Source organism: Paenibacillus sp. CCS19, from assembly GCF_033239625.1.
Taxonomy (GTDB): domain Bacteria; phylum Bacillota; class Bacilli; order Paenibacillales; family Paenibacillaceae; genus Paenibacillus_T.
In genome coordinates this window covers 31986-45708 of the sequence record NZ_BTCK01000051.1, presented here as the reverse complement: position 1 = coordinate 45708, position 13723 = coordinate 31986, and the positions used below count along the sequence as shown (strand labels likewise).

The window sequence follows — 13723 nt, the reverse complement described above, 5'->3', positions numbered from 1 at the left end:
AGAGATACTACGAGCAACTACAGGTCAGCTAAATTTGTGTCTACTTTCTTGACAGGGATCCAACCTGCGGCGCGCGATGCTCCATATGGTGCATTTCTGCACCTTATTGGCCCACCTGCGGCGCGCGATGCTCCATATGGTGCATTTCTGCACCTTATTAGCTCAACAGCGGCGCGCGATTGCTCCATATGGTGCATTTCTGCACCACATCGTCACAACCTCGCGCGCAACGCACAAAGGAGGCGCATCTATGCACCTCCTTTGTTGCACCTCCCTACTGCGCCGCGGGTCGGAGCGTTCCTTCACTGCGGGGCTCCGGCTTGCGGTTGACGTGGCGGTGCACGTTGAACAACAGCAGCGCGATCAATGCGCTGATCGTGCCGAGCAGGAACACCGCGTTAACGCCCCATAGGTCGAACGCGTGGCCGAACATGAGCGGACCAAGCATCCGGCCCACATTAGCCAGGCCGCCGTTGATGCCCATGTAGAATGGCGCATTTGCCCCAGTCCGCTCTGAGAGATAAGTTAGAATCGCGGGCAGCAGCAGCATTTCGCCGAATGTGGCGAGTACCATCCCTATCACCAAGTAAACATAGTGTGCATGGAATGCGAATATGAACAAACACGCAAGCAAGGTGAACAGCGAGCTGAGCAGCATTTGTTTGCCGATCGTATTCGCAAACGTACGCTTCATCCAGCTCGTCATCGGCTGGCCGAGCACAATGACGATGCCATTCACGGTCCAGAGCAGGCTGTACAAATCCATGCCAAGTCCGTTCTCCTCCATGTACGGCGCGACGCCCGTCGACCACTGCTGGAACGTAATCCAGTAGAACATCGAGCCAAGCGAAAGAAACAAATACAAATTAACGTTCCGCAGCAGCTCTCTGCGATTGTACGAAGGCTTGTCCTCTTCGTCCGTCCTTCTCATGCCAGCCTCAGCCTGCTGCTTGCCCGCCTTGTTCATCCCTCGTGCCACAGCAGCCGCACCATCTTCAGCAGCGGATGCATGATCCCCGTCACCACCGCCATCCCCCGACGCGCTTCGAATAAACACGAACAGAAAAACAGCAAACAGCAGCATCGTCCCGCCCGTCATCGCATACGTGAGCGAGAAAGACACCGCAGCGACGAGCCCGCCGACGGCCGCGCCGACCGATACGCCGAAGTTGTTGCACACGTACATCACGTTGTACAGCTCGCGGCGGTACGCTTTCCAGCGGAAGCCGACATAGGCATTCATCGCTGGCATGGCAACGCCATTGGCGAATCCGAACAGGCTGAGGCACACGATATAAAGCGGCCAGCTATCCGTCGCGGCGATCAGCAGCAGCAGAACCGCGGCGAGTACGAAGGAGCCGGCGATCATATTTTTCGGACCGATACGGTAATAAAGCTGCCCGCCCGTCAATTGGCCGAATACGCTGAACAGCGATTGAAAGAAAACGACCATGCCGGCGTCACCATACGACTGTCCGAGCACATTGTGCACATAGAACGTCGTCAGCGGCCACATGATCGCCATCCCGACCGAATTGACGAAACTAGCAGCTAAGAAATAAACAGCATCCCTCGGAAGCTTGCGCAGAGAGGACAAATCGAACGAAGGAAACAGCTTTCGAATGCGGAGCATGACAAATTCACCAGATTTCATCGTAGTCGTAACAGCATAGCGCAAAGCGCGATTCCCCTATTGTAACAAGCGCTCGCTATTCCGACAGCAGGAAATCATTGAGAATCGACGATCACTTCCGCAATCCGCGTTATCCCTTCCCACACATCGCCATCCTGATCAAAAATAACCGAAATCGGCGCATCGCTCCCGTTCGCAGAAGCTATCGCCACATTCCTGCGCAGCTCCTCCTCGTCGAACGATCCGTCCGCCAGATAGACAGGCTTCGTATGAATCGAATGCGCAGCTTGCGCACCGTAAGCAATCGCTGCCTCCTTCTCCTCCGGCAACATATTGCCAAAATCTACGATCGTGCGGATTCGACCGCCCGCCGCTTCCATAACCGCTTTCCAGTTCGCCAACGTTGCCGTCAGCTCACGGAAATTTTCGGTCACGACCTGTACGCCACGCTCCGTACCGTAACGATGCAGCCGCTGCAGCGAAGCGGCACTGCGTGCAATCGCTGCTGCGTCGCCGGTCCGCTGCTCGCCAGCAACAACGCGAACCGCCGCCGCGCCCAGCTTCTCCGCAATATCGATCCACATGGTGATGAATTGTTCATCAGCCGAACGTCTTACAGGATCCGGCGAAGAGAGATCACCATAGTCGATGAGCAGCGTATGAAGTTTTACATCGGCGTTTTGCAATGCCTCTCTCAACTGCGCAAGATATGCCGCGTCTAAGTTAGTCAAATGAAAATGGCATAGCTCCAAATAACGGAACCCCTTGTCCGCAACAGCTTGTGGAAGATCCAGCAGCGCGATCGCCGCGTCTCCCTCCTCTACATGGGTAGCAGGTCGGGAAGCCGACTCATCCCATACCGTCCAGTGGCTCAATCCGAGCAATCGATGCACACTCCAGCTGCTAAGCGATAATTTGTCTTGATTCAAAGGGGATTCCTCCTTGCAGATGTTGTTCAAAAAGTCCGCTTTCGATCACTTTTTGAACTCGCACTTATAGGTATGAAGCTTGGACATCGCCGTGATGCACCTTCAACCATCACTTTTTTTCAACAAAATGCACTTATCTGTACAATAACATCAACATAGTCCAAATGTAAGATCAGCGCTATGCACATTTGTAAGCAAACACTATGCGATTTTGCCATATGTTGCGCAGAACGATACATTACACATCGTTTATATTAAACAATTGTAAAACGACAGCGCCCCCGGCCAGAGATGGCCGAAGGCGCTGAATAATGAGAAAGCCTCTGCCGAGGCCTGCATTAGACATGCGGCCGCGCGTAGAAGTTAATAAATCGTCCGCCCCAACGCATCGTTGATGCCAGATTTGCGAAGATAATAAGTATTGATCCGATCGCGCCATTCTCTGGCATGCTCCGCCTGCTCCGCGAACCGATCCGCAGCCAGCTTGAACGTCTCGGCAGCAACCTGCCCCTCCAGCTCGTTCCAGCGCTGCAGCAAACCATCCGCTCGCTCCACACCTTCGAAGTGCGTATCATAAATATGCTGAATGACGGTTTTGCCGGAGTGCAGCACATGCGTGTAAGGAACGTGATGGAAGAACAATAGCAGCTCGTCCGGACATGTCTCAAGCGTGCCGTACAGCGAAGCATTCGGCTCTTGATACTGCCCAGCGTAGCCGGTTCCTGTCGCCAGCGTGCGGTCAACGCCCATCCCTTTATAATCGGAGAAATGGTACGTGCCCCACTTCGAGTACTCATACCCATCGACATCAGGACCGTAATGATGATTCGGGCTCACCATCCAGCCAACGCCAAGCGGCGCCGTATACGATTCATAGATGCCCCACGAGTCCATCAGCATGCCGATGACCGTCCGAACGACACGCTCATCGTTGCCGAACGTCAGACGCGTCCACTCTTCTGCGATCGCATCCGATTCCAGCGCCGGATTCCATGCCAGACGGCCATAGCCGTACAGGTTCGCCTGCGCCAGCGGGTGGCCCGTCCAATTCATATTATCGCCGATGTTGGATACAGCCGCGAAGCCGCTGTGTTTATAGCCGAACACCGAGCCGTCCACGACATGCTTCACATAAGAGCCTTCGCCCTTCGCATACGTATCGAAGTCGAGTACTTCCTTCCACTGCGGCACTAGATAGCAGAGATGACGGGCCTGCCCCGTGTACTCCTGCGCAATCTGGAACTCCATCATGCAGTTGGTTGCAGGAAGCGCGCCGAACAGCGGCGATACCGGCTCGCGAACTTGGAAGTCCATCGGACCATTCTTGATTTGCAAAATAACGTTATCCATAAACCGGCCGTCCAGCGGCTTAAAATGATCGTACGCCGCCCGCGCGCGGTCCGTCTTCCGGTCGCGCCAATCCTGCTTGCAGTTGTAAACGAAGCAGCGCCAGATGACGAGTCCGCCGTGCGGCAGCAGCGCCTCCGCCAACATATTCGAGCCGTCCGCATGATCGCGTCCGTAAGTGAACGGCCCGGGGCGGTTCTCCGAATCCGCCTTGACGAGGAAGCCGCCAAAGTCAGGAATCGCTTGGTACAGCTCGTTCGCTTTCGCTTTCCACCATGCCTTCACATCTGCGTCCAGCGGGTCAGCCGTTGTCAGCGCACCTGTCTCGATCGGTGAAGCGAAGTTTACGCTGAGGAAGAGCTTGATCGCATAACGACGGAAGATCGCTGCGATTCGAGCGATGTCCGGCAGGAAGGACTCCGTAATAAACAGCGTCTCCAGCCGATGCACATTCACGTTGTTTATTGTGATTGCATTAAGGCCAGTGGATGCAAGGAGCCGTGCATAATCTTCTACGCGGCTGAGATCAGACTTGATTGCATTGTTCTCGTAGAAAATCGACTGTCCCGCATACCCGCGCTCCACGCTGCCGTCAATATTGTCCCACTGATTCATCATCCGAATGGCATTCGCCGGACGTTCTACCACATTCAGCTCGCCGATCGAAGCGCCGATCGCAATGAGTCTTAATAGATGAAAGACTCCGTACAGCACGCCTGCAGGCTGTTCCGCGCCGATGGCGATAATGCCGCTTGCTTCGTCTGTCCGAATCGCGAAGCCTTCCGCACCTGTGTCCAGGCGCGCGCTGCTCTCGCCGAATACGCGCGTAACGGATGGATTGCTTCCGCTGAACGTGCCGATCGCGATACAACCGCGGCCGCTGTCGTTGTCGCGTGAGGAACGCGACGCCGGAGTAACGCCAAGCATCCGCCCAAGCCCGCGTTCAAGCTCCGCTGCAGCAGTCGCGATGACTTCCGACGTCTCCGTCGCGATAATACAGCCGAACCAGCGGCTAAGCGCTTGTTGTCTTTCCTCTGCAAGGGGCAGGTATTGCAGCCATGCCTCATATCCGATTGCGCTCATCCTATGCGCCTCCTCTCACCAGTTGTTTGCTGTTCTCCTGTCCCTCAAGCAGCCACAATATCGCCGTTACGCCGCGAGGATAATATTTGCTGCCAATAATATGGCCGGACAAAATCTGGTCGCTCCATGCCCAGTACGACAGCTCTTCATGAAGCAGCCATTCTACATGCGCTGCATCTGCCTTCTTGCCGCTCTCGTCCCATGACATGCCCAGCACTTCGCGGGCGATGAACTGGGACAGATAGATTTTGCTAAGCCATGAGTTATTGCTAGTGGATGACAGCTTCCAAGCGCCGTTCTCGAACAAGCAAGTGCCTGGTACGAGCACCGTCTCCAGATGCTGCTTCAGAGCGCTCAAATATGCCCCGAATCTGCCGTTTGGTTCAAGCGCTTCTGCGCAGCCCGAGAAATAAGGGAACACGAGCCCCTCGATCGCCGGAATGATGCGCGAATCGTTATTCTCTCCGATGACTGCCGGAATGTAGCCTTCCTCCGTCATCGCCGCTGTAATCGAAGCCGCACACTTGTCCGCTTGCGCGATCGCCGCTGCCGCAAGCGCATCCTTGCCAAGACGAAGGAACAACTTCTCGAGCCCAACATAAGCCGCCCAGCATTTGCCTGCCAAGTAAATATTGTTGCGCGACTGGCCGAGCGATACATCAAGGCTGTCGTACGTGGAAATTTCCGCGCCGCCCTGCGTCCGCGAGCTGTCCAGACCCATCATGCCATTGCGCTTCTCAGCATCTGGGTGGTCGCGGTTGACCATGCTGTCGAAGCACTGCTGAATGACTGGCAGCATCGCAGTCGTGAATGCCTCATCTCTCGTCTGCTCGATGTAGACGAGCGCGCAGCAGAGCCAGTTCACCAGCTCTTCGTGGCTCATAAAGGAGAAGCAGTCATCGATGCCAGCCAGCTCATACGCCGAATGATGCGGACGAGAGAACACATTCGCAACGCCGATATCATGCGTGAAGGCGATGCCGCCTGGATATTCCGTATCATCACCCGGCAACCGCGCCGTATCGTGATAGCTGTATCGGTTGACGAACAGCTCCAGCTCATTGCGCACCGTCCATGGGTTCAGGATCAGCTCGAAGAACAGCTGGTCCGCCGTCAGATCAAGCGTGTTCATCATCCGATATTCGCCTTCGTTGACGATCCAGATCGGATCTCCATCCGCATCCAGCAACTGCGTGCTGCCGTAATAGCTGTGAATGGCGTGCGCCAACATGAACGTCTGATCATTGGACAATTGCTGCGAAGCACGCGCAAGACGCGCGTCCACTTCCGTGCAAGCTGTCGTCAGCGCATCGAAGCGATCCAACGCGTACGCTGCAACCGATTCAATATTGCGGAACAGCTTCGAATAGTAATAAGAAGCATCGATACCCGAAGTCACAATGCCGCCGCGATAGAAGCAAAGTGCGAATTGGAACGTCCGCTTCTCGCCTGCAGGCACGCGCATGAGCAGCGCGCCGGTTCCACCAAGGCCAAACGAATAATTGTGCGCAAGCTCAACATCTAATATTCTTTCCATTTTGAAACCAAGGGCTGGCGTTACGTCAGCATCGCGCGATGCAATAGCCGTCAGACGACCTTGTCCGACACCTTGCAGGCGGCCGCTAGCCGAATCGCCTTCGATAATGCGCATCGAGCTGTACGGATCATTGCCTTCATAGCCGAAGAACGCTCTGCGCTCTTGCTGACCGGCCGTATTATCGATCGTCAGTTCCGCGAATACAGCCGGTACGATGGCTTCCTTCAAGTCAGCATCGTCGCACTTGCCTGGCTCTGGTACAGAGCGGACTGGCGAATAGAGGCGGAACGTCAGATCCCCAGCCTGCCACGTATCGGTTCCTGCTGTGAACGTACGCGTAATCGCTTTATCTTCGAAAGGCACAATGACCGAACGGGGTGGAGCAGAGACGGTCGTCAGTGGAATCACGACGCCTTCGGCGACTTCGATGCCTTCCTCCTTACCCTTTTCATCAAACTTTTCCACATCGTATCGAGCGCTGGCATCTTCCACGGCTTCGAAGAAAGGCAGTGCCTCGTATCGTTTGCCGTCGCGAGACTGCAGCCCGATGTAAATATTCTGATCAGCAGGCTTGCCCAGTTCAAGGCCGAAGCCCCCGCTTTTCCCTTTGAATCCAAGCGTGAAGCTTGCGAATGCCCCGATTGGAGCGTGATGTGCATTATAAAATGTATGGTTGGCTGACATGGATGCATCCCCTTTCAAACGCTGTCATTTGTCCCATACTAGCATGCAATACTTGATCAAGGACATTGACAAATCAGGCGGATTTTTACCCAAATCGCGCTGAATGCGTTATACTCGAAGATATTCGAAGATATCAGCTTGTCAGGAGGCGTCGCATCCATGTCAGCACCTTATCTCCCACTCGCGATTGGCAGCAGTTTTAAGGCGTTTATGTTTCCTAATGTGAAGACTACGGTTAATCTATATTTCGTTCATATGCGGCAAGTCGACGGCGATTGGGAATATCCCATGCATGAACATTCGCAGTACGAAATCAACTATTTGCTTGAAGGCGAGCAGTTAATGACCGTTAATGGTACGCCGTATATGCAGAAGGCAGGCGATCTGATCCTGATCCGTCCGGGCGAAGAGCATTCGAGCCGAAGCGCGAACGGAAAGCCCTTTATGTATTTCTGTCTTCATTTCAATATTGATGACCATCTGTTTCTGTCGCTCCTCGCCCGCATGAAGCAGGTGCTGTTTGCTAGCGGCGGCCAGCTGACGACGCAGGTCGTGCCCGTGCTGCACAAGCTGATCACGATCGCAGGGGAAGATGACGATGCCTCCATCGTGACAAGAATGCGGCTGCAGTCTGCCGCATTCGAGTTGTTCGGCAACCTGCTGGAGGCGCTGTCGCAGGAAGCAGTCAGCCTGTCAGCCGACAACTACGAGCGCTTCGAGCTGGCGAATCGGATTCGCAGCCGGCTGCAGACCATTGCGGGCCGAACCTTCAAAAGCAGCGCTGAACACGTCGATGAAGTAGGCGACAAGCATTACGGCATCGATGATATTGCCGAAGAACTCGGCATCAGCGTGTCGCATTGTAACCGCGTATTCCGCCATGTATACGGGCAGTCGCCGCGCGCTTATTTGTCCGAGCTAGTGCTTGATGAAGCGAAGCTGCTGCTCGCGGATCCGCAGCTGCCGGTGCAGACGATCTCATCTGTGCTCGGCTATCGTGACATCGCCCACTTCAGCCGTCAGTTCAAGCGCTGGACAGGCGTCTCGCCAAGCGATTATCGACGGCAGCAGACGACGACAAACTCGTGATTTTTAAAGCTGACACATAGAAACAGCCTCAGAAACCCGCTTGTGATTAACGGTTCTGAGGCTGTTATGCGTTGTCGTATTGTGTTCGGACTAGCACGAGGTTGAGTCTGCGCCGATCCTCAAACGTATAAGTGCTAACTATACTCGGTGCTCGTTGCTAGCAACTCGGTACTCGGTGCTCAGTACTCGGCGCTCAGTATTCGGTACTCGGTGCTCAGTACTAGGCACTAGGTGTTCGGGGCTCAGTCCCTGCTATGCTGACATTCGTGAACCTTGCTCCCTAATCCTCACCAGTCTAACGGACCCCAGCAACCTTATTGTCCCGATATCGTCTCATTCTCTGCGCTAACGGACTCAGCTAACCTTACACACTATGAAATTCGCCGTTTGCATAGATAACACAGCAAATAGCGCCTCTCAAGTCCGTTAGATTCCACACTAGGCATTCTCAGCACATTAGCGTCATCTCAGTCCGTTAGGGTTAAATCAGACGCATGAGTGACGGGGACGCTATACTGTTGCAGAAGTCGCAGCCGCACCGGACTGCCGCAGAGCAGAGACATTCATCATATAATCCCGCAGCTTCAACGTCTCTACTCCTGCTAACAGCACGATGCCGACACCGTGCGTATCGTTCAGCTGCCAGGAGAGCTGATCCCGGTAATAGTGCGCCGCGAAGGAATAGCCGGAGCCTCTGCATACGCCATACACGTTGCCGTGCCGATCGATGCAGCGACGGGTTAATCCGTCCCAGCCTCGAAGCGCTGCCGCTGTGAAACGTTCAGGCTCCGTGAGCCAGCCGAAGCGGACGCCGCGTGTAAAGCTGTAGATGAACATCGACGTGCAAGAGGCTTCCGCATACGAGGTAGGATCGGTTAGCACTTGATGCCACAATCCCTGCTCATCCTGCAGCCGGATGTATCCTTCGCATAGCTCACGGAACATGGTGAGCAGCTCTGGGCGTTGCCGATGCTCCTGCGGCATGACAGCCAGCAGCTCCGTCAGCGAGAACAGCACCCAGCCATTCCCCCTTCCCCACGGAACGCCATTGGGTTTATCGAACTTGAAATCATAGACGTGATGCATAATGCCGCGCTCTGGCATGAACAACCGCTGCTTGTACAATAGAAACTGCGACGCTGCATCATCTAGATAGGAGATATCGCCCGTCAGCTCGTAGTACTTGGTCAGAAACGGCGTGCTCATGTACAAGTCGTCGCACCACATCGTCTTCTGCATGAAGTCGGTCGTTCCACGCGTTCGATACAGCGCCCCCTCAGACGTACGGTCCTGTACATGCGTAATGTAATGCGCAATATGTGCCGCAGCGCCCTCCGCTCCGTGGACAGGGCGCCGTTTGTGCGCCTCCAGCATCGCTGCGCCGAACGAGCCGCAGTCATCCAGACTGTCCATCAACGACAATTGGTGATTAACGCCCGGAGAGCCCCACCGCAGCGTATCCTTCATCGCATACGCATGCATCGCTGAGCATTGTTCAATATGATCGATCGCATATTCGGTAAAATGCGGATTGCCGACTGCTTCGCCCGCTCCCATAATGCCGTACAGTGTTACGCCGAGCGGATAGTTCCATCTGCCGAAAATGCCATTTTCCAAATACGGTCTGACGAACGTATCGGGCCGGTCGATACGCCAGAAGGACGCATCGCGATGATCGCTATTCGAACAATAGTCAATCCGTGTAACATCCGATGCTGTCGGACTACAGCCTGCCGCATATAGCCCCCGATACAGCCATACCTCTCCTTCTGGCACACCTGCCACTGGGTATGGTCTCTCCAAACGGGCAAGCCCTCTGCTATCCCCGCCACACTGAAGTTCAGCGGTAAAGCCCCATTGACCGCCGCTGCACCGCGAGTGAATGACCAGCTCATGCCGGCCGAAACCAAGCGACAGCTCTACGCACCAAGCGCCTTCATCCAACTGGGTGCGAAATGTAGGAACACCATCGACGAACAATGTGAATGGTCCATTGTGCATACCGCTTAGTGTGATCGGCTCGTTGTCCGCGCGATCTTGATGAAGCGAAGCCCATGCGAGCGCCTCATGACCAGGTATATCGCTGCCGCTGCCGCCGTACAATCGAGCGAAGCAGCCCGCTGCCTGTTGCTCATCCGACCATTCCCGTTTCGGATGCCAGCTTAGGGCACGCTCTTGTGAAGGCGAAGCATCCAGCAGCTGCGCTTCCACGCTCGCCCACTCCTCCGCGCCAGGCACAGCCTGCCAGGCTTGAGGCTGCGGCTCGCTATAGGCCCAGCCCTCAGCACCGGCACGCTCCGGCAGGGGATGTATCGCATGCATCGGGAAGCCCTTCACGCTGCCAGTGCCGAAGATCGCCCCGCAGCCCGTTCCCGTGCTCACGCATTCCAGCACAATATCGTTCCAGCCCTGACGCAGCGCGGTTCGGAAGTATACTTTGCGATCAGGGAACACATCATCATTCAAGTTCGAAGTAAATCGTGGCGTCCCATTCACGAACACCCGTAGCGGACTGTAGCAGCTCACGGTGAATGGAAGCTCGCCGTCATTGTCGCTCCACACTTTGCCCCAAATATAGACATGCTGACCATCCGCTAACTCCGGCCAGATCGCCGCCAGATTCATCTCGTATCGGTAATCCTCGCCGCGCGGAAAACCTCCCTCATCGTACGCCCGATAGACGGGAGGAAGCTTCGGATGCGCTCCTGCGAACCGTCCGGCCACCGCAGATAGAATCAGCTTATCGTCACCTGCGGCACGCAGCGCAATAGACTCATGTTCTTCGAAATACCTCATCGCAATCCCGCCTCTCATGGAAAGTCGTTGCAAGCTAGTAACCAATGAACAGTAGAAACAGCACGTTCACACACGCTAATGGGTTGCCACAGCGCTTATTCGCTATGAAAGGCTTCTGTTCAAACCCTAACGGTTCTAGGAGAGCTTATTAAGTTAAAATTGAGTGAGGTAAGCTCCTATTTGGGCCAAATAACCTCATAAGAACCGTTAATGCTGGAAATGCGCTCTAAATCACCGAATAACCTCTGTGACATCCGTTAGACGTATGATGGTCATATCGCCGTGTTCTGCAGCCATTCGGGGGGCACCTATCACGGCCGCCGTGTTCTGTAATCAATCGGCGATCGCTAATCACCGATCCCTGATCCGTATCTATTAACAATCAACTGATCTGCCCGCCCGGATACAGCGTCGAGCTGTACAGCCGTTTCGGCTGAGCGATCGGCACGCCTGACGGTGCACTCGCCAGGTCCAACGGCTGGCTGGCAAACAGAACAGCGCGCTCATCATTGTAAATAATGACCTGCTCCGTTCCCGTTCCGAGCAGATCGGCATGAACGGCATAGCCGTCCGCCGGGAAATGAACGACTTCGTTCAGATGACCGTCATACAGCGTCGGATAGACGCCGCCGCCCCGACGATAAGCGAGTATGTAGTCAGGAGCATCTGCCTCCCAATGCTGCAGCGTCTCCGCAATGGTCAGCCAGCCCGGCGTCTTGCGTTCTTCCTTCCACAGCTCGCGGCCTTCCGAATCCAGCAGGAACAGCGCGTCCTTCCCTTGCTTGCCTGCGCCGTCGTCTTCGCGAACAAGTCGATCAAGCCCAGCCACCTGCAAGCCAGGCAGCTCCGGACGGAATCGGCCGAGGGCCACATGCTGCGATTCGACGGAACCTTCATATCGCCACAGCTCTTGTCCCTCCGCATCATACATAACCGTGACGCTTCCGCCGATCACAAGCTCCGGCTTGCCGTCCCCATTCACATCGCCAACCCAGATGCAGTCGGCATGGTCATCGAGATCGTGGCAGCTCCACAGCAGCTGCCCCTTCGCATCCAGCAGATCGTAACCCGCCATGACTTCATCGAGGCCATCGCCATTCAGATCGTACACCCATGGAAAATGACCAGGATTCCCTTCATGCGTCCACAACAGATTGAAGTTAGCATCCATCGCCCACATCCGATGATAACGATCCTTCAGAATGATGTCGGAAGCATGCGGCCCGCCCGTTAAATTGGCGATAATGATGCAATCATGCGCATGCTCGCTCGGCAGCTCATGAACGGCCTTGCGTTCGCCCGTCGCGCCGTCGAGGATGACGAACTGGCTGTTCATAACGCACAGCACTTCAAGCTTGCCGTCACCGTCGATATCATAGATTTGCACAGGGTAATCCGAGCCTTGGCTTCCCGCTCCCGGGTCAGGCGTACCTGTCTGCCAGAGCAGTTTGCCATTCAAATCATAGGCGGTCAGACATTGAACCTGATGCGGGATATAACGTACATCCTGCCGGTTATCCGGTTGAGCGAGCAGCAGCTCCATGCGCCCGTCTCCGTTGAGATCGCCGATGAGCATTTTGCAGCGTGGTCCTGCAGCCTTAATGTCGATCGATCCAATGCCAATTGCCGCCTTCTGATTTGCTCCTACCGTTGTCATTGCCGTTCGTCCCCCTGTCATTAACCGCTCTGAATGCTGCTATGTACTGTGCTCATGAAACTGTCCGTTACCATAAACCAACGTTGTTATTCCGTGCTATATCAGATATCAGTTACTGTCATCTCACTTATCTTTCAATAATTAACCGCTAATCTAACAACAACGACGTCTGCACGCCGCCCTTCGCCTCTACGATCGTACCGTTCACGTTCAGCCAGACGCTGCTTGCCAACGGATTGTAGACGAATTCCAACGAAGCCGAGAACTTCAACTGACGGAACGCCTTCATATAGTCCACGATCTCGATATTCGTCGCATACCAGATGTCATCTCTGCCGCCTGCATATTCGCAGAACTGTTCGATTACGTTCCAATTGTTATCGTTGTCGAACTCGTAGCTGTGCCCCCACACGTACATCAAATACAAATACTGCGACTTGTGCAGCTCCATGAACGCCTCGGCTTTGCTCATCAGATCATGCTTGTGATGACAGGTCGGCATCCACTCATACCAATCGTCCGGCATGCCGAAGTGGCCTGTCGACGGCACGACGCGGGAATATTCGATGCCAAGCACCGGCAGCGTCTCTTTGATCGCACGGTTGTACGAACCATTCGGATACGACATGCCCCGCACCGTATAGCCCACTAGCCGCTCCAGATTACGACGATCCTCCATTACCTCATACACGAGCGCTTCCTGCGGACTTCTCGCAATCGTCGGATGCGTAACCGTATGAGCCGACACTTCATGCCCTTCATACAATGCACGCGCTTCCTCTGCCCCAATCCGATTGTGCTGTCCGAACAGCCCCGAGTTCAGATGAAACGTCCCTTTAATGCCATTGCGGTTAAAAATGTCAACGAGCCGCCGATCTGCAATCGTCCCGTCATCGTAGCTCATCGTCAGCGCCTTGTGTCTGCCGCCTGGAAAACAAACCGTAATTCTCGAATTCATCTTCTGCCTC

At 54.9% G+C, this 13723-nt stretch carries 8 protein-coding genes; 1 reads left to right on the top strand and 7 read right to left on the bottom strand.

The genetic code is table 11. The features are described 5' to 3' along the window. Nucleotides 1–274: 274 nt before the first annotated feature. The 4 genes from SBI19_RS25165 to SBI19_RS25150 all read right to left on the bottom strand — a co-directional run bounded on the left by SBI19_RS25165 (nucleotide 275) and on the right by SBI19_RS25150 (nucleotide 7213). Nucleotides 275–1678 (bottom strand): MFS transporter, encoded by a 1404-nt coding sequence (locus tag SBI19_RS25165; RefSeq protein ID WP_317972280.1) that lies wholly within the window; start codon nucleotides 1676–1678, stop codon nucleotides 275–277. 50 nt (nucleotides 1679–1728) lie between these two features. After that, nucleotides 1729–2562: a sugar phosphate isomerase/epimerase family protein gene (locus tag SBI19_RS25160; RefSeq protein WP_317972279.1), complete on the bottom strand. Its 834-nt coding sequence runs from the start codon at nucleotides 2560–2562 to the stop codon at nucleotides 1729–1731. Nucleotides 2563–2925: 363 nt separating this feature from the next. Beyond that, nucleotides 2926–4992 (bottom strand): alpha-glucuronidase family glycosyl hydrolase, encoded by a 2067-nt coding sequence (locus SBI19_RS25155; protein WP_317972278.1) that lies wholly within the window; start codon nucleotides 4990–4992, stop codon nucleotides 2926–2928. Nucleotide 4993: 1 nt separating this feature from the next. Next, nucleotides 4994–7213 (bottom strand): glycoside hydrolase family 52 protein, encoded by a 2220-nt coding sequence (locus SBI19_RS25150; protein WP_317972277.1) that lies wholly within the window; start codon nucleotides 7211–7213, stop codon nucleotides 4994–4996. 159 nt (nucleotides 7214–7372) lie between these two features. Between SBI19_RS25150 and SBI19_RS25145 the strand changes: the two genes are divergently transcribed. Then, nucleotides 7373–8302 (top strand): helix-turn-helix domain-containing protein, encoded by a 930-nt coding sequence (locus tag SBI19_RS25145; RefSeq protein ID WP_317972276.1) that lies wholly within the window; start codon nucleotides 7373–7375, stop codon nucleotides 8300–8302. A gap of 510 nt (nucleotides 8303–8812) precedes the next feature. Here SBI19_RS25145 and SBI19_RS25140 read toward each other — a convergent pair. The 3 genes from SBI19_RS25140 to SBI19_RS25130 all read right to left on the bottom strand — a co-directional run bounded on the left by SBI19_RS25140 (nucleotide 8813) and on the right by SBI19_RS25130 (nucleotide 13713). After that, the gene (locus SBI19_RS25140; RefSeq protein WP_317972275.1) at nucleotides 8813–11098 is read right to left on the bottom strand and encodes a glycoside hydrolase family 88/105 protein; all 2286 of its coding nucleotides are present in this window, start codon (nucleotides 11096–11098) and stop codon (nucleotides 8813–8815) included. A 382-nt stretch (nucleotides 11099–11480) separates the two neighbouring features. Next, a complete protein-coding gene (locus SBI19_RS25135; protein WP_317972274.1) occupies nucleotides 11481–12755 on the bottom strand; it encodes a rhamnogalacturonan lyase family protein in 1275 nt (424 codons plus the stop codon). Between the two features lie 148 nt (nucleotides 12756–12903). Then, entirely contained in the window at nucleotides 12904–13713 is an 810-nt protein-coding gene (locus SBI19_RS25130) for a polysaccharide deacetylase family protein (protein ID WP_317972273.1), read from the bottom strand. Nucleotides 13714–13723: the final 10 nt, after the last annotated feature.